The sequence below is a fragment of the Microbispora bryophytorum genome, from assembly GCF_006874465.1.
GTDB classification, from domain to species: Bacteria; Actinomycetota; Actinomycetes; order Streptosporangiales; family Streptosporangiaceae; genus Microbispora; species Microbispora bryophytorum.
In genome coordinates, this window is record NZ_VIRL01000005.1 from 296,039 (window position 1) to 311,905 (window position 15,867).

A 15,867-nucleotide genomic window follows, 5' to 3' on the forward strand; every position below is an offset into this window, starting at 1 on the left:
ACGACTATTACGTCTACCGTTGGTCTAAAGCAGTCAAGGCAGACGTGGAGGTAGCGATGAGGGTCGTGTTCGTGCATGGGGCCTGCGTGCGGGACGGGTCGTGGTGGTGGCACCGCACCGCCGAGCTGCTGCAGGAGCGAGGGGTGCCGAGCGTGGCCCCGGCGCTGCCGAGTTGCGGCGAGGCGGGCCTGCCCGGCGGCGCTGACGGTCCGGGGCTGTCCGAGGATGTTGCCGCGGTGCGGCAGGTGCTGCAGGAAAGCGACGAGCCGACCGTCGTGGTCGCCCACAGCTACGGCGGCATCATCACCGCGGAAGCTGCAGCGGGAATCGGGTCGGTACGCCACCTGCTGCTGGTCTCCAGCTACCTGCCCGAGGTGGGGCAGAGCCTGTCGGAGTTCGGGGACGGCGGCCCCGCCCCGTTCCTCGACGTCGACCCCGACGCCGGCACCTTCGGGGTTCGCCCCGAGCTGCTCGTGGACACGTTCCTTCAGGACTGCGACCCCGTGGTCCAGGCGCAGGCGGCGGACCACCTCGCCCGGCAAAGCGTGCAGGTGACCGGACAGTTGGTCGGGGCGGCCGCATGGCAGCAGGTGCCCTCGACGTACCTCATCTGCGGCCAGGACCGGGGAACCCCGCCGCGGTTACAGCGCGAGTTCGCTCGCCGGGCCGGCAACGTCGTCGAACTCGAGGCCGGCCACCACCCGTTCCTGTCCCAGCCCGCCGCGGTCCGGGACCTGCTGCTGAGCCTGTGACGGCAGCCACCGACGAGCCGGGCCGGCAATTCGAGGACCAGGGGACCGTCGTGAGTGCCGAGAAAGAACTGCTGTCCAGGGCCTACCTGGCCTACAACGGGCAGGACGTCGACGGCCTGCCCGTGACCTTCGGTTAGGTGGGCGACGTGGGGCACCTGCTGACAGCCGAAATCCGCGCCGACCTGGAACGGATGCTGGTCGTGGATGCGGGACCGGGGATGACCCGGCTGGAGTGGCTGTTCACCCCGGCCCGGGACGCCGCGGCGAGGTCGGTGAAGACCGCGATTGACAAGCTGACCTGGTTGCCCGCGATCGACGCGCACCAGATGGATGTGTCGGTGCTGCCGAACGAGCGCCGCCGGTTCCCGGCGCAGGTCGCACGCCGCTCGACCAACCAGGGGCTGGAGCGGCGCAAGAGCGTAAGTTCCGATCATGCTGGCGTTCGTCGCCCAGGCCACGGTCGACCAGCTCGAGGAGGTGGTGGCCCTGTTCGACCAGGCCGTGTCCGCTCGGAGTCGCGGGTGAAGTCCAAGACCGACGAGGCGCTGGTCGAGCGCGCCACACCTATCTGCGCCATTTCACCCCGAACGTGCTGGCCACGAGCGACTTCCAGGGGCCGGGCACGGGCGAGCTGATGGAAGCTGTGGTCGTTGTGAAGGAGATGAACCGGCTCGGCGGCCAAGGTGCCTGCAGGGAAGCCGACCGTCAAAATACGCCGACTACCTCGCCAAGGCCCGCAAGTCCGAGGAGGACACCGCCTACCGCCATTACTGGGAACTGTGCGAGATCTTGTGCCTGCGGGACGGGCTGCGCTCGGGGGACGTCTTCGTGCCCGGCTCGCGTCGCTACGCCGACCCGGCCACCTACCTGTACACGCCGGAGCAGTGGTCGCCCCGGCGCAGCGAGTACTGCCGCCTGGTGGGCAAACCGCCGACCGCGGCGGACGCACTGGAGCAGGGCAAGGAGGAACTGCACGCTGCCTTGAAGAGATTACGGGGAGCCAACACGACGACGGCCACCTAACGACCAGCCGTCAGGCTCCGCGGTGTCTTTGTGTCATATTCCGGCTGCGCCCCTGTTGCAGCAGCAGGCAGAGAGGTTCCGGTCAAGCAGGTAGTACCTCTACCGACTTGGTGCGTGCGTCACTTCATCGCGGACCCGGTATCGGTAACGCAGCGGTGACACCCCTACCTCCCGTTTGAACGCGGTGCTGAACGCGCTTTCCGACGCGTAGCCCAGTTCGGCCGCCAGTGACCCGACGCGGACATCGCCGTCACGAAGAGCGCGTTGCGCCAGCAGCATCCGCCAGCGGTTGAGGTAGGTCAGCGGCGGTACGCCCGCCACAGCCCGGAAGCGTACGGCGAACGACGTCCGCGACATTGCCACAGTCCGCGCCAACTCCTCCAAGCTCCAGTGCCTTCCAGGCTGGGCGTGCATGAGGCTGAGTGCTGGACGCAACCGTTCGTCGGTCAGCAGTTGTAGCCATCCCGGGGGTAGCTGGGCCTGGTCGACGTAGGCGCGCAGCACATTGAGCAGCAGGAGCTGACCGTACTGCCGAATCGCGAACGCCGAGCCCAGCCGGTTCCCGGTCACCTCGTCGAACAGCCGGTCGAGCGTGCCGCGCAGGTTCCTCGCCGTGGCAGCCAAGGCCCGGACGTGGCCGAGCGGCGGAAGCGCCTGCAGCATCAGCGCCCGACCTGCCGGGTTGATGTCGACTGCGACTCCGATGACGACGTCGTCGGTGCCGCGGTCGGCACCGACGAGTCGGGCGAAGTTCTCCTCGGGCTTGATCTCGCGGCGTGGTTCGTCGCCTATGCCGCCCTCCTGCTCCAGCCACGACCGGTTGTTCAGGATGGCGACGTCGCCCGCTTCCAACTCGATCGGCCTGTCGCTGCCGTCAGCGATCAGCCGGGACCGGCCGTACACCATCGCGATGAGCTTCAGCGGGTCCTCGATGGGCGCGCGCGCCACCCAAGGGCCCCGCACCGCGAAACCGCCTGACACCAGGCCGCGGATCTTGACGACGTCGAACACTTCCGACAGGGGATCAGCGACCATTTCCGTACTATCGCGCAAAAAAAGCGAACGGACAACTATTCAGAGTTTGAGCAGCCGTACGCAGACTGCTGGCATGACACATAAGCAGCACCCCATTGGATCCGGCTTCACCGCGGCATCGACGGCTGACGAAGTTCTCGAAGGCATCGACCTGTCCGGCACGAACGTCGTCGTCACCGCGGGCCACGTCGGGCTGGGCCGGGAGGCCACCCGTGCGCTCAGCAAGGCCGGCGCATCCGTCACGGTGGGCTCGCGCAACCCAGACCGTGCCGGGCCTGAGCTGGCCGGCATCGAGCGCGTGGAGATCGGCCGGCTGGACCTGCTCGACCCTGCGTCGATCGACGCCTTCGCTGCCCGCTACCTCGACTCCGGCAGTCCACTTCACATCTTGATCAACGGGGCCGGCATCATGGGCGGCCCCCTGGTCCGAGACACGCGCGGGTACGAATCTCACTTCGCGACCAACCATCTCGGCCACTTCCAGCTGACACTGGCCCTGCTGCCCGCGCTGCGCGCCGCCCATGGCGCCCGGGTTGTCAACGTGACGTCCGGCGCCCAGCGGATCTCCGACATCCGCTGGGACGACCCGCACTTCACCACCGGCTACGACGGCGGCCTCGCCTACGCTCAGTCCAAGACCGCCAACGTGCTGTTCGCCGTCGAGCTGGACCGCCGATGGGCCGGAGAGGGAATCCGCGGCTATGCCGTACACCCCGGCATCATCGTTGGCACCAACCTGGGAAGCTCGATGCCCGAGGACCAAGCGCGGGCCGTCAACCTGGCCATGGGACTCATCGACGAGTCCGGCCGGCCGATCATCGACCCCGACCGTGAGAAGAAGACGCCGCAGCAGGGGGCCAGCACCATCGTGTTCGCCGCGACCAGCCCACTGCTCGCCGAGATCGGCGGTGTCTACCTGAGGAACAACGACATCTCGCCGCTGGATCACGATCCGAAGCCCGTCACCTTCGGCCCCGAGGGAATCGTCTCGTCCAACGTCGTGCCGCACGCCATCAATCCGGAGTCGGCGCGGCGGCTCTGGGAGCTGAGCGAGCAACTACTCAAGGCCTGACGCCTGCCGCGATCTCGGCGAGGGGCGAGGCCGTCCGCTGGCGTCACTTGGGCGCAACCGCGCGCCGAACACATTCGTGGAGCAGGGTGCGGCGCCGTTCGTGTACGTCTGAGGGCTCCTGGGCAGTCGCCGCATAGACGTTGCTGACCGGTGACCAGGCCATGGACATGGCGATGACCATGGCCATCACGTCGAACGGGTCTCCCTGGCGCACTCGCCCAGCGGCTTGGGCTTCGGCGATGACACGCAGCTTGTGATCGCCGAGGCGATCGTGGTCCTCCACGAGGTGGCCGGTTGGCCGGCGCTCCAGTCGCGCCCAAGTGGCCAGCCGGATGAGGTCGGGGCGGCGGAGATACTCGTCGTAGAGGCGTACGGCCCAGTCCGCAAGGTCGGCGGCGTCGATTGGGACGACGTTCACGATCCGCTCCAGCGAGCCGAAGAAGATCGTGTCGAAGAGCTTGTCCTTGTTGCCGAAGTAGGCGTAGAGCTGGGCCTTGTTGGTGCGCGCGGCGGACACGATCCGCTCGATGCGGGCCCCGGCGATGCCATGCTCGGCGAACTCCCGGGTAGCCACGTCGAGAATGCGCTGGTAGGTCGCGGCTCCGCGCGAGGTCACGGGTTGGTCCACCATGCCGCGACGCTACCAGACAGAACGGTTGGTTTGTTGCGATGGTGGATGGCGCGTACTCTTCTAATAGACCGAACAGTCTGTTTAAGGAGAGTTGTTGTGCGTACCACGATCGGATGGCGGGCGGACGGCCCGGCGGCGGCGCTGCGTCGGGCCCCGCTGGAGCGGCGCGACCTGCGCCCCGACGATCTCGCTGTGCGGATCGACTACTGCGGCGTCTGCCACACCGACCTGCACGCGCTGCGCGACCACGACGGCGCGGCCGAGCATCCGTTGGTGCCGGGTCACGAGTTCACCGGCGTGGTGACCGAGACCGGGCCCGCGGTCACCCGCTTTCGCGTCGGCGACCGGGTCGCGGTCGGCAACATCGTCGATTCATGTGGCGAGTGCCCCATGTGTCGGGCCGGTCAGGAGAATTTCTGTCACGCCTTCCCGACCCTGACCTACGGCGGCACCGACCGGCAGGACGGATCGACCACCCTGGGGGGATTCTCCCGCGAGTACGTCGTCCGCGACCGGTTCGCCTACCCGCTTCCCCCCGGTCTGGACCCGGCGGCCGCCGCTCCCCTGCTCTGCGCCGGCGTCACAGTCTGGGAACCCCTGCACGCGCTGGGCGTGGGTCCCGGCAGCCGCGTCGCCGTGGCGGGGCTGGGCGGCCTGGGGCATCTCGCGGTCAAGATGGCAGTGGCGCTCGGCGCTACCGCATCGGTCATCAGCCGCTCACCCGACAAAGCAGACGACGCACGCCGGCTCGGCGCCCACGGCTTCATCGTGTCCACAGATCCGGAACAGCTGGACTCGGCCCGAGACGGGTTCGATATTGTCATCGACACCATCTCCACCTCGCACGACCTCAGCCCGTACCTGCGACTGGTCGCCTTGGACGGCACCCTCAGCCACATTGGGCATCTCGGACCCCTCACGGTGGAGACCATGGACCTGCTCGTGGGGCGCAAGAAACTTACCTCCGCAGGCAGCGGCGGCCGTCCCGCAACCGCCGCCATGCTGGATTTCTGCGCCGACAAAGGCGTCACCGCCGAGATCGAACTGCTCCCCTCGTCGCAGGTCAACGAGGCCCTCGACCGCCTCCGCCGCAACGATGTCCGCTACCGTTTCGTACTCGACATGTCCGACCTGAGCTGAGCGGCCAGGGCCACAGCGCCTCAACCGGCGTACATCTAGGGCAGGTGCGGCACCCGTTCGTCAAAAAAGTATTAAAGAAGCAGCTGGGACCGACCGCATTCTTCGGCTTCCCTACCCTAGGTAATACATGATGGCTACACTCTGGGTATGGCGAAGGATAAGACCTCAATCAGCATCGCCCCCTGGATTTTGGAGAAGGCGCGGGCGCACGCGGAGGCGAACGGGCTCAGCGTGTCGGCCGTCATCGAACGGGGCATCCTGCGCGAGCTCGCCGCATCCCACGACCAGTCCGCGCGCGCCGCGTATTACGGCTCCCCCGCGATCGCCGCCCAGGAGGCCGACGAGGCCGCTCTGCACGACGACATCCGTGCCCATCTGAAGGACAAGCAGGGCGGGGCCGCCGCGTGAGCCACCGGTTCGGGGAACTCTGGACGGTCCAGCTCGGCGACCGCGAAGAGGTACGTCTCGTCGTATCCGGCGACTTCTACCACACCCTCTACGGCGACAACGTGCTCACCGCATACGTCGAAGCCGCCGACATGGCCAGCGCGTTGACGGCGTTCTCCATCGACGTCGGTGGAGGCCGGGCGGCGATGGTCGACCGCATCGCAACCGTGCACAGCGGCCGGCTGAAGGAGAAAGTGGGCGACCTGCCTGAGGCGCGGCTCGCCGACGTACGAGGCATGCTCGCCGCCATCTTCGGCTTCGCCAGCTGATCCCACGCGTATACCCCCGGCGATTCACCCCCGGGGGCTCCTCATGCATGAGCCCGGTACATGGCGGACGTGACGCAACACGGGAAGGGCCCATGCCAACCTCGGCCAGGGTGAGGGCCGGATAGCGTCGGCGCATGTCCTCGACGCACGTCTGGTTCGTGCCGCATCCGAGCTCTGGAACATCAAGCCGTCTGCTCTGAGTGCCCGCATGACCTTGTGGCCCGGTGGCGTTCGCGATGCCCAACTCTTCGATCGCGGCGACGAGCGATGGGACGCGCTCGCCAGGCTTGACGCCCCGGACACCCGGGAGCTGCTGCGACTACCCGGCAGCGGGCCCGTCGACCGTGGCAAGGCCGGCCGCGCGGTCGGTGTCCTGCCGGTCGATGTGGTCGGCGTGGTAGATGCCCTGGGTCAGCAGTCGGCGGACGTGCTCGTCGGCCGCGCTGTAGTAAACGAAGGTGCCCTCGCGGCGGCCTTTGACCAGGCCGGCCAGGCGGAGTTTGGCCAGGTGCTGGCTAACCGCGGTGGGCGCGGCGTCGGCGAGTTCGGCCAGGCAGGCGACGTTGGACTCGCCCTGCAGCAGCGCCCAAAGGATCTTAATGCGGGTGGGGTCGGACAGCAGCCGGAACGACTCGGCGGCCAGGTGCACCTGTTCCTCGTTCGGCATGTCGAAGTCCGGCAGCGACGTGTGCATACCCCCATCCTACCCACCACCTTCTTACTTGCGTATCTGCGTGAGTGCGCATGTACGATGGCGCGGTGATAACCGAACTGACAACCGCCGATCCCCGGCCGGCGACCGCCGCATCACCCCCGGCCGCCGGCGCGTGGTGGCGGTCCGGGGCGTGGTCGCTGCCGGAGGTGCGCTGGGCGGCGGCCGCCACCGTGATGTTCGCCGCCGGCGGCATCTCCCATCTGGCCGGGGCGCCGCCGTGGCTGTGGTGGAGCCTGTATCTGGCCTGCTACGCGGCCGGCGGCTGGGAGCCGGGCCTCGCAGGGCTGCGGGCGCTGCGCGAGCGGACGCTGGATGTGGATCTGCTGATGGTTGTCGCGGCGATCGGCGGCGCGGCGATCGGGCAGGTCTTCGACGGCGCGCTGCTGATCGTCATCTTCGCCACCTCCGGCGCCCTGGAGGCGGTGGCCACCAAACGCACCGCCGACTCGGTGCGCGGCTTGCTGGATCTGACGCCCGAGCAGGCCACCCGCCTGACCGGGGCCGGAGACCACGCCCGGGAGGACATCGTCGACGCGGCGGTGCTGCAGGTCGGCGAGGTGATCCTGGTCCGGCCCGGGGAACGCGTCGGCGCCGACGGCCGGGTGCTGTCGGGGGCCGGCCCGGTCGATCAGGCATCCATCACCGGAGAGAGCCTGCCGGTGGACAAGCAGGCCGGCGACGAGGTCTTCGCCGGGACGGTCAACGGCACCGGCGTGCTGCGGGTGCGGGTGACCCGCGCGGCGGGTGAGACCGTGATCGCCCGGATTGTGGCCATGGTGGAGCAGGCCAGCGCCACCAAGGCGCTCACGCAGCTGTTCATCGAGAAGGTCGAGCAGCGCTACTCGGTGGTCATGGTCGCCGCCACGCTGGCGCTGTTCACGCTGCCGCTGCTGTGGGGCGCGAGCGTGCACCACAGCCTGCTGCGCGCGATGACCTTCATGATCGTGGCCTCGCCATGTGCGGTGGTGCTGGCCACCATGCCGCCGCTCCTGGCCGCGATCGCCACCGCCGGCCGGAACGGAGTGCTCGTCAAGTCGGCGGTGGTGATGGAACACCTGGCCGACATCACCCAGGTGGCCTTCGACAAGACCGGCACGCTGACCGAGGGCCGCCCGCACCTGACCGGCGTGCACGCGCTGCCCGGCGCCGAGGTGTCCGAGGTCCGGCTGCTGGCCCTGGCGGCCGCGGCCGAGCAGGGCAGCGAGCACCCGCTGGGGCGCGCGGTGGTGCGGGCCGCGCGCGACCGCGGTCTGATGCCGGCGCCCGCCGAGGAGTTCGGCTCCGAGCCCGGGCGCGGGGTGCGAGCCCGCGTGCAGGCCCACCTCGTCGAGGTGGGAAGCCCCGCCCAGCTGCTCCACGGCGACCGCAGACAGGACACCGCCGCCGCGGCAGTGGTGGTGGCCGGCTTGGAGGACAGCGGGCACACCGCCGTCGTCGTCCGCGTCGACGGCGCCCTGGCCGGGGTGCTCGCGCTGGCCGACCGGATGCGCCCCGGCGCCGCCGAGGCGGTCGCGCAGCTGACCGACTTGACCGGGGCCCGACCGGTACTGCTGACCGGCGACAACGCCCGCGCCGCCGAGCGCCTGGCCGCCCAAGCGGGCATCGCCGAGGTCCGCGCGGACCTGCTGCCAGCCGGCAAGGTGACCGCGGTGCGCGAGCTGCAGGCCGGCGGCGCACAGGTGGCGCTGGTCGGCGACGGCGTCAACGACGCCCCCGCGCTGGCCACCGCCCACGTCGGCATCGCGATGGGCCGCGCCGGATCGGACCTGGCTCTGGACACCGCTGATGCGGTCATCACCCGCGACGAGCTGGCGGCCGTCCCGGCGGTGATCGCGCTCGCCCGCCGGGCCCGCCGCCTGGTGATGGCCAACCTCGTCATCGCCACCACCTTCATCGCCGTGCTGGTGGCCTGGGACCTGTTCGGCGACCTGCCGCTGCCACTGGGCGTGGCCGGGCACGAAGGCTCCACCGTCATCGTCGGCCTCAACGGGTTGCGTCTGCTTCGCGACGCCGCCTGGCGCCGCGCCGTCGCCGCCAGCCGCACAGAAAGCTGATCTGCGCCATGACCACAACGCCCGGCGGCATCACCGTCCCAGCGCACCTCCAGCTCACCGGCTCAGGTCTCATCCTGCGCGAATGGGACGACGGCGACGTGCCCGCCATGACCGAACTGTTCGACGACCAGGCCGTCGACCGGTGGACCCCGCTCCGGGCCCCCTTCGACCAGACGGCCGCCCGCGCCTACCTCGATCAGGCCCGCCGGCGGCGCGCGCACGGCGCCCGGCTCCAGCTCGCCATCACCACCGACGGCCACCAGCCGCTCGGCGAGATCCTGCTGTTCCCCACCGGCGCCGGCCGGGAGGTGGAGCTGGCCTACGCCGTCGGCGCCGCGCACCGCCGCCGGCACCTGGCCGTCCGAGCCGTCCAGCTGATCACCACCTGGGCCTACGACACCCTGGACGCCACCCGCGTGATCCTGCGCATCCCGCCGGGCAACAGCGCCAGCGCGGCGGTCGCCCGATCGGCGGGCTTCGAGCTGACCACGGCACCACTGGTCACCCGCGATGGCGCCCGCGACCCGCTGCACACCTGGCTGCATCGCCGGGCGGGGCAGCCCGCCACCGGTTAGCCCCGACCGCCGTTCATGTACGTGGAAACGGCCTCTCATCTGCGGCATCGGCTGGTGGTGCCTGACAGCCAGACCCCGCCGCGCTCGAAAATGACGATCGACCGTCTGATCGCCACCGTGAGGTCGGCCTGTGCGAGAAGACCTTCTACCGGATGCCTCTTTGATCATGTTTCCGGTCATTGCCCGAGACGTGGCGAATTTGGAAACTGGGGATTTTACATGGAAACGGATGTGCAAAAAAGATTGCCGCATACTTTACTTAAATGTCATTCGATCTTAATATCGAGCCTATGGGAGCGCTCCCACACGCCGATACGGCGATGCGGCCGCGATTGCGGGACGACGTTCGGTTCGTCGAATGCCCAGAGGGGGTGTACGTCCACAGCGACTACGGATCGTGCACGCTGCGGGGCCGCCAGGCGTACGCCTGGCTCAGCAGGCTGGCTCCGGTGCTCACCGGGCGGCACAGCTTGGCGGAGCTGACCGCGCAGTTGCCGGACGACAAGCGCGACATGGTCGAGGGCCTGGTGCGCCGGCTGGCGGAGCAGCGGTTCGTCGTCGATGCGCGGCAGGCGCGGCCCCACGGCCTGACCGAGGCCGAGCGGCGCACGTACGCGGAGGAGATCGCCTTCATCGGCTACGTACTCGACTCCCCCGAGTGGCGGTTCGAGCGGCTCCGCCGCTCCCGGCTGGTCCTCGCGGGCGACGGTCCACTGCTGGTGGCGCTCCTGGAGGCGTGCGCCGGGGCGGGCTGGCAACGGATCACCGTGATATGCCCCGACACGGAGGCGGTCGCCCAGGCCGCGGACCGCGCCCGCCGCGATCCGGGGCAGGAGATACACGCCGTTTCCGCCGAGGACCACCCCCGCGCCCTCACCCGGGACGCGGACGTCGTCCTCCAGGTCGGCACCGACATCGACACCCTCGTGACGAGCGCCCGCGCCTGCGAGGCGGCCGAAGTCGTCCTGGGGCAGGCCCTCGTCCGCCCCGCGGAGGTGTGGCTCGGCCAGGTCGGCAGGCCCTCGATGACGGCTGCCGAGTCGGGCTGGTACCGGCTGGCCGCCATGCCCGCCGTGACCCCGCCCCACTCAGGCGAGGACTGGCTGGTGGGCCCGGTGCCCGCGGTGGTGGCCTCCATGCTGGCCCTGGCCTGTTTCTCCCATCTGACCGGCCTCGACGCCGTCGGCACGAGCCAGAAGCTCCAGCTCACCCGAGTCGATCTGCGCAACCTCGACACCGTCCCGCACCGGTTCGTCCCCCATCCCCGCGCGGGCGCCCGTGCGGCCGCCCCGCGCGCCGATGCGGTGCGGGACGCGGTGCGGGACGCGGTGCGGGACGCGGTGCGGTCGCCGGCGTCGGGCGCCTCGGTCGACGCGGGGGAACTGCTCGACCGGGCGGCGGAAGCGGTCGACTCCCGGCTGGGCCTCCTCGGCATGCTGGACGAGCGGGGACTGGCGCAGGCCCCGGTGTCTGTCTGCCTGGCGACCGTCTCCGACCCGTTCGGGGCGCTGCCGCGCTGGACACCGCCTCCTCGGGTCGTCGGGTGGGGCGAGGACCGGCGGACGGCGCGGCTACGCTGCCTGCTCGCCGCGCTCACCACCTACGGCGTCCTCGCCGCCGGGCCGGCCGCTCGCGCCGGTGGGGAGGACGTCCTATGGGGCGTCGAGCTGCCGGGCGGCCGGCCGCGCTCTGTGCCTGTGGCCGCCCTACACCTCGCCGGGGCCGGGGCGCTCCAGGTCTCCGACGGCGCGGGGGCAGGACTGAGCTGGGCCGAGGCGGTCGCCGCCGGGCTGCGGACCCACTGCGAAACCCTGCTGGCCGCGCGCCTGCGGCAGGACCCTACGGCGGAAGCGGGCCTACCGGTGGATCTCACTGCCGATGGGCCGGCGCGGCAGCTCGCGCTGGCCGGCGAGCGACCGGATGTGCGCGACCACACGTCCGTCCTCGGCGTACCCGCTCTGTCTTTCACCGTTCCCGGCGGGCCGGTCCTGGTGTCGGCCGCGGCCACTGCACCGGCCGCGCTGCGGGACGGCCTCGAACGGCTGCTGCTGCGCTGGCAGTCCCGGGCCGAAGGGCAGAGCGCCTACGCCGGGGCCCGTCCCCTCTGGGCGCCCGCAGGGGACCCCGCGGAGGCCGTGCGGTTGATGGCGGGCGCGTTGCGCGCGACCGGCAGGGTGCCGGTCGCGGTGCCGCTCGGCGGCGATCCCGAGGCTTCGCGGCTGCTCCCCTACGTCACACAGGTCGTGCTCCTTGAGGGCTGAGAGCGCGCCGGCGAGCGCGCTCGCCGAGTCACCGGCCCTCGTGACCGTGCTGGGGACCGGCAGGCTGCGCGCCGCGATCCGCGCGGCCGTCACGGCTCCGGGACCCGCCGGTCCGGGCGGCGGGACGATCGTCGTCGCGAGCGACGCCGACGACGTCCGGCCCTATCCCTCTGTGGCGCGCCGCGCGGCCGAGCAGGGTGTGCCGTGGCTGCCGGTCCGGGTCGACGCCGGCTGGGTGCTGGTCGGCCCGGCGGCGCGCCCGCCGCTGCCGGGCTGCCCGAGCTGCGTCGAGCGGCGGCGCAGGGGCAACCGGCCCGACGCGCTGGGGCGTGACGCGCTGCGTGAGCGGTACGGTGCGGAGCTGGACACCCGGCCCTGCGCCCTCCTCACACCGATCGTCGCGAAAGCGGTCGCGGCGCTGGTGGCCGACGAGGTGGACCGGCTGTGGCGCGACCCCATGTCCGCGCGGACCACGGGCGCGCTGCTCAGGGTCCACGTGCCGACCGGCACGGTGCGCCGTCATCTGTTCCTGCCCGACCCGCTCTGCCCGGACTGCGGCGCCCGACCCGACGACGGGCCCGACGCCGGCCGCTACGTCCCCGCGCCGGCGCCCAAACCGCATCCGGGGGCGTTCAGGGTCGGCGCCATCAGCGGCAGGGCCGGGGAGCTGGAACGGCGGTTCGTCGACGCCGAGACCGGAATCGTGCAGGCCTTGGTCGCGGAGGAGCGCGGCGGCAGCGCCATGGCGGTCGCCCGGCTCAGCCCGGCGCGGACCGCGCACGAAAGCCACCACGGGTACGGGCGCAGCGACGACTTCGCCTCGGCGCGGGCGACCGCGGTCGCCGAGGCACTGGAGCGGATCGCCGGCATCCATCCGCGCGGGCGGCGGACCGTCGTGCGCGCCGCGTACGCCGACGTCGCCGACCGTGCCCTCGACCCGAAGACACTTGGCCTCTACCCCGACGACTGGTACGACCAGCCCGACTTCTGGTTCACCCGCTTCCGGCCGGAGCTGCCCACGTCGTGGGTGTGGGCGTACTCGTTCCAGCGGGACGAGCCGGTTCTGGTGCCGGAGAGCTACGCGTACTTCGGCCCTCGGCCGGCGGGGGACCTCGGGTTCGCCTACGAGTGCTCCAACGGGTGCGCCCTCGGCGGGCACCCCGCCGAGGCGATCCTTCACGGCCTGCTCGAGGTGGCCGAGCGGGACGCGTTCCTCACCACGTGGTACGCCCGGATGCCCATCCCCCGCGTCGACCTGGCGTCGGCGCACGACCGGCGCATCCCCATGATCGCCCAGCGCGTACGGGATCGGCTGGGCTACGACGTGTACGCGTTCGCCGCCATGCTGGAGCAGCGAGTGCCGGTGTTCTGGGTGATGGCCGTCGAGGCGACGGGGCGACCGGATCGGCCGCGGGCGCTGTGCGGAACCGCCGCCGATTTGATGCCCGAGCGTGCGCTGCGCCGGGCGCTCGACGACCTCGGCCCGATGCTGGTGGGGCACATCGAGCGCTACGACCCGGCGGAGGCGGCCAGGCTGGCGGCCGACCCCGGCGAGGTGCGGCTCCTGGAGCACCATCCTCTGCTCTACGGTCACCCGGAGGCGTTCGGGCGGCTGGGCTTCCTGCCGGTCGACGGGCCCGCCCTGACGGTGGCGGAGGTCACGGCCCGGCTCGGCTGGCCGGAGCACGACGACCTCACCGCGGACCTCGCCGAGCTGGCCGGGCGCTACCTGGCGAGCGGCCTCGACGTGATCGCCGTCGACATCACCTCTCCCGAGGCCCGGGCGGGCGGCTTCGCCGGTGCGAAGGTCATCGTGCCGGGGGCGATGCCGATGACGTTCGGGCACCGGTACCGGCGTGTCCACGGCCTGCCGCGACTGCTGTCCCTGCCCCGACTGCTCGGCTACCGGGACGACGACCTGCGGCCCGAGGACCTCAACCCGCACCCCCATCCCTTCCCATGACGCGCCCCATCGGCACCGACGAAGGAAGCGAGGCAGACCGGATGCACGGCATCACGGCGACGAGCGCGTCCGGTGACGCCACGCGCCGCTACCTGGCCGCGATGCGTGACCGGGGCCCGCTGTCCATCGACTGGGCCAACGCACCGACCCGGCACAAGCGCTACCCGGGGGCCGAGCGCGTCGTCCTGCCCTGGGCCACCCGGGACGGCACCGCCCTCGGCCTGGTCGGCGAGCTGCTGCGGGAGCTGCTCGGCCTGGCCAGGGTGGTCTGGTATCACCCGATGGACGACCTCGGCGACCCCCTGGGGGAGCCGCCCGTGTTCCTCCTCGGCCGCCCGGCGCCGTCGGGGGGCGGGCTCTACCCGATCGAGGCGTACGTCGCGGCCGGGGAGCGCCGCGTTCCCGGCCTGCCCGCCGCCTTGTACCACTACGACTCGGTCCACCACGCGCTGGAACGCGTGCGGGAGGGCGACCACACCCCGGCTCTCACCGGCCTGGTCGCGGACGCGCCGGACCCGGACGTCACGCTCGTGCTGTCGGCGGTGTTCTGGCGGTCGATGTTCAAGTACGGCGACTTCGGCTACCGCCTGATCTGCCAGGAGACCGGTGTGCTCATCGCCCAAGCGCTCGCCGTCGCCGGACGGCTGCGCGTGGCCGGCCGGGCGCACCTGCGATTCTCGGACGAGGAGGTCGACCGCCTAGTGGGGCTTGACGGCGCGCGGGAGGCCGCGATGGCCGTGCTCACGTTCACGCTGCCCCGAGCACACGGCTCTCTCGTCAACCGGGAAGTCCCGCGGACCCCCCGCGGCGGGAGCACACGGCGACCGGCGGCCGGGGAGAGCATGCCGCTCCCCCTGCCGATGCCCGACGGCCCCGCCGCCACTCTGCACCGGGCAAGCACGGCCGGCGGCGGCGCGTCCTCGTCTTCCTCCACCCGGCTGCGGCCCGCCCCTCCCCCGGGGGTCGGCCCGGCCATCCCCGTCCCGGAGCCGGCGCCTGGGGTGTGCCTGGCGGCGGGGGTGCCGCGCCGCGCGTCCCCGCCGGCCGGTTACCGCCCGGTCCCCCTTCGGGCGGGCGAGCTCGGCGCCATCCTGGCGGCCGCGGGCGGTGGTTACCCCGCCGACCTACCCGCGGCCGGGACGGGACTCGCGGCGACCGTCCTGTGCCTGCTGGCCCTTCGTGTGCACGGGCTACCCCGCGGCGCGTACTGGTATGACCACGACCGGCGGATGCTGCACGAGGCCGCCGGCCAGGACCCGATGCCCGCGGTGGTGGCCGGACGCCTGCTGGGCAACACCCGGGCCGCCCTGCGGGGAGCGGCCGCCGTGCTCGTCCCGGTAGGCGATCCCCTGGCGGGCGCCGGCCTTTTCGGTGACCGCTGGTACCGCCTTCAGCAGGCCGAGGCGGGCCTGGCCGCCCAGCGGGCGGCGCTGACCGCCGCTGCCCTCGGCCTGGCCGCGCGCATCCACTCCGACGGCGCGAACGACACGACCGACGAGGTGCTCGGGATCGCCGGAACTCCGCTGCGGAGCCTGTCCTTCCTGGCGATGGGCACGCCCCTGACCAGCGGGCCCCTCGTGGCCCGCGGGATCCCGGCCGACTCACACGAGGAGGTGAGGCCCACCACAGGATGACGCCGTGCCCTCCGGCGCACGGCCTCGTACGGCAAGCGGAAAACAGTACGGCAAGCAGTGACCTAAAAAGGAGACGCACATGTCCAACGAGAGCCTGAAGCTCGACCTGCGCGGCCTCGACGTCGATTCCATCGACGTGCTGTCCGCCGACTCCATCGTGGCGGAGGGCCACGGCGCGGTCGAGACAGGCGCCTCCTCCGCCGCCGGCTACTGCTCCTCCTACCTGTCGGCCACCAGCTGCTGGGCTCCCGAGGCGTAAGCCCCGCGGCGTCCGGGCCGCGAGCCCCGGGCAGCGA

At 71.5% G+C, this 15,867-nt stretch carries 17 protein-coding genes; 14 read left to right on the plus strand and 3 right to left on the minus strand.

What is annotated here, in order from left to right; translation table 11 throughout:
- The first annotated feature begins 56 nt into the window (after positions 1–56).
- The 4 genes from FLX07_RS13370 to FLX07_RS13380 all read left to right on the plus strand — a co-directional run bounded on the left by FLX07_RS13370 (position 57) and on the right by FLX07_RS13380 (position 1,775).
- Positions 57–752 (plus strand): alpha/beta fold hydrolase, encoded by a 696-nt coding sequence (locus FLX07_RS13370; protein ID WP_142571064.1) that lies wholly within the window; start codon positions 57–59, stop codon positions 750–752.
- Positions 749–889: a hypothetical protein gene (locus FLX07_RS36435; protein WP_167748231.1), complete on the plus strand. Its 141-nt coding sequence runs from the start codon at positions 749–751 to the stop codon at positions 887–889. The genes FLX07_RS13370 and FLX07_RS36435 overlap by 4 nt, the downstream gene beginning before the upstream one ends.
- Positions 890–898: 9 nt before the next feature.
- Complete coding sequence (locus FLX07_RS13375) at positions 899–1,387, plus strand: hypothetical protein (RefSeq protein ID WP_142571065.1); 489 nt, start codon at positions 899–901, stop codon at positions 1,385–1,387.
- 154 nt (positions 1,388–1,541) lie between these two features.
- Complete coding sequence (locus FLX07_RS13380; RefSeq protein WP_142571066.1) at positions 1,542–1,775, plus strand: hypothetical protein; 234 nt, start codon at positions 1,542–1,544, stop codon at positions 1,773–1,775.
- A gap of 99 nt (positions 1,776–1,874) precedes the next feature.
- On the opposite strand, the gene FLX07_RS13385 is transcribed toward FLX07_RS13380, so the two are convergent.
- A complete protein-coding gene (locus FLX07_RS13385; RefSeq protein WP_142571067.1) occupies positions 1,875–2,810 on the minus strand; it encodes an AraC family transcriptional regulator in 936 nt (311 codons plus the stop codon).
- A 46-nt stretch (positions 2,811–2,856) separates the two neighbouring features.
- Here FLX07_RS13385 and FLX07_RS13390 point away from each other — a divergent pair, with 46 nt between their 5' ends.
- A complete protein-coding gene (locus FLX07_RS13390; RefSeq protein WP_308424389.1) occupies positions 2,857–3,882 on the plus strand; it encodes an SDR family NAD(P)-dependent oxidoreductase in 1,026 nt (341 codons plus the stop codon).
- Positions 3,883–3,925: 43 nt separating this feature from the next.
- On the opposite strand, the gene FLX07_RS13395 is transcribed toward FLX07_RS13390, so the two are convergent.
- Complete coding sequence (locus FLX07_RS13395; protein ID WP_142571068.1) at positions 3,926–4,513, minus strand: TetR/AcrR family transcriptional regulator; 588 nt, start codon at positions 4,511–4,513, stop codon at positions 3,926–3,928.
- 45 nt (positions 4,514–4,558) lie between these two features.
- On the opposite strand from FLX07_RS13395, the gene FLX07_RS13400 reads away from it, so the two are divergent.
- From FLX07_RS13400 to FLX07_RS13410, 3 genes are all read left to right on the plus strand, one after another.
- Positions 4,559–5,653, plus strand: a complete 1,095-nt coding sequence (locus tag FLX07_RS13400) for an NAD(P)-dependent alcohol dehydrogenase (RefSeq protein WP_223853368.1) — start codon at positions 4,559–4,561, stop codon at positions 5,651–5,653.
- Between the two features lie 147 nt (positions 5,654–5,800).
- On the plus strand, positions 5,801–6,061 hold the full coding sequence (locus tag FLX07_RS13405; RefSeq protein WP_142571070.1) for a hypothetical protein: 261 nt from the start codon (positions 5,801–5,803) through the stop codon (positions 6,059–6,061).
- Positions 6,058–6,369, plus strand: a complete 312-nt coding sequence (locus FLX07_RS13410) for a type II toxin-antitoxin system PemK/MazF family toxin (protein WP_142571071.1) — start codon at positions 6,058–6,060, stop codon at positions 6,367–6,369. Before FLX07_RS13405 ends, FLX07_RS13410 begins: the two co-directional genes overlap by 4 nt.
- Before the next feature lie 319 nt (positions 6,370–6,688).
- Here FLX07_RS13410 and FLX07_RS13415 read toward each other — a convergent pair whose 3' ends face one another.
- Positions 6,689–7,063 carry an ArsR/SmtB family transcription factor gene (locus FLX07_RS13415; protein ID WP_142571072.1) on the minus strand — a complete coding sequence of 125 codons (375 nt, stop codon included), beginning with the start codon at positions 7,061–7,063 and terminating at the stop codon, positions 6,689–6,691.
- A 65-nt stretch (positions 7,064–7,128) separates the two neighbouring features.
- On the opposite strand from FLX07_RS13415, the gene FLX07_RS13420 reads away from it, so the two are divergent.
- From FLX07_RS13420 to FLX07_RS13445, 6 genes are all read left to right on the plus strand, one after another.
- Complete coding sequence (locus FLX07_RS13420; RefSeq protein ID WP_373292487.1) at positions 7,129–9,138, plus strand: heavy metal translocating P-type ATPase; 2,010 nt, start codon at positions 7,129–7,131, stop codon at positions 9,136–9,138.
- A gap of 8 nt (positions 9,139–9,146) precedes the next feature.
- The gene (locus FLX07_RS13425) at positions 9,147–9,713 is read left to right on the plus strand and encodes a GNAT family N-acetyltransferase (RefSeq protein WP_142571074.1); all 567 of its coding nucleotides are present in this window, start codon (positions 9,147–9,149) and stop codon (positions 9,711–9,713) included.
- Positions 9,714–10,003: 290 nt separating this feature from the next.
- Complete coding sequence (locus tag FLX07_RS13430; RefSeq protein WP_142571075.1) at positions 10,004–11,974, plus strand: hypothetical protein; 1,971 nt, start codon at positions 10,004–10,006, stop codon at positions 11,972–11,974.
- Positions 11,964–13,937, plus strand: a complete 1,974-nt coding sequence (locus FLX07_RS13435) for a TOMM precursor leader peptide-binding protein (protein ID WP_142571076.1) — start codon at positions 11,964–11,966, stop codon at positions 13,935–13,937. Before FLX07_RS13430 ends, FLX07_RS13435 begins: the two co-directional genes overlap by 11 nt.
- Positions 13,934–15,571 carry a SagB family peptide dehydrogenase gene (locus tag FLX07_RS13440; protein WP_142571077.1) on the plus strand — a complete coding sequence of 546 codons (1,638 nt, stop codon included), beginning with the start codon at positions 13,934–13,936 and terminating at the stop codon, positions 15,569–15,571. Before FLX07_RS13435 ends, FLX07_RS13440 begins: the two co-directional genes overlap by 4 nt.
- Positions 15,572–15,650: 79 nt before the next feature.
- Complete coding sequence (locus tag FLX07_RS13445; protein WP_142571078.1) at positions 15,651–15,830, plus strand: thiopeptide-type bacteriocin; 180 nt, start codon at positions 15,651–15,653, stop codon at positions 15,828–15,830.
- The last annotated feature ends 37 nt before the right edge of the window (positions 15,831–15,867 follow it).

What these genes read in the sequence shown, in the direction of transcription:
- FLX07_RS13385 (WP_142571067.1), bottom strand. Translation starts at nt 2,810, where the DNA reads ATGGTCGCTGATCCCCTGTCGGAAGTGTTCGACGTCGTCAAGATCCGC.
- FLX07_RS13415 (WP_142571072.1), bottom strand. Translation starts at nt 7,063, where the DNA reads ATGCACACGTCGCTGCCGGACTTCGACATGCCGAACGAGGAACAGGTG.
- FLX07_RS13445 (WP_142571078.1), top strand. Translation starts at nt 15,651, where the DNA reads ATGTCCAACGAGAGCCTGAAGCTCGACCTGCGCGGCCTCGACGTCGAT.
- FLX07_RS13405 (WP_142571070.1), top strand. Translation starts at nt 5,801, where the DNA reads ATGGCGAAGGATAAGACCTCAATCAGCATCGCCCCCTGGATTTTGGAG.
- FLX07_RS13430 (WP_142571075.1), top strand. Translation starts at nt 10,004, where the DNA reads ATGGGAGCGCTCCCACACGCCGATACGGCGATGCGGCCGCGATTGCGG.
- FLX07_RS13400 (WP_223853368.1), top strand. Translation starts at nt 4,559, where the DNA reads ATGGCGCGTACTCTTCTAATAGACCGAACAGTCTGTTTAAGGAGAGTT.
- FLX07_RS13395 (WP_142571068.1), bottom strand. Translation starts at nt 4,513, where the DNA reads ATGGTGGACCAACCCGTGACCTCGCGCGGAGCCGCGACCTACCAGCGC.
- FLX07_RS13440 (WP_142571077.1), top strand. Translation starts at nt 13,934, where the DNA reads ATGACGCGCCCCATCGGCACCGACGAAGGAAGCGAGGCAGACCGGATG.
- FLX07_RS13425 (WP_142571074.1), top strand. Translation starts at nt 9,147, where the DNA reads ATGACCACAACGCCCGGCGGCATCACCGTCCCAGCGCACCTCCAGCTC.
- FLX07_RS13370 (WP_142571064.1), top strand. Translation starts at nt 57, where the DNA reads ATGAGGGTCGTGTTCGTGCATGGGGCCTGCGTGCGGGACGGGTCGTGG.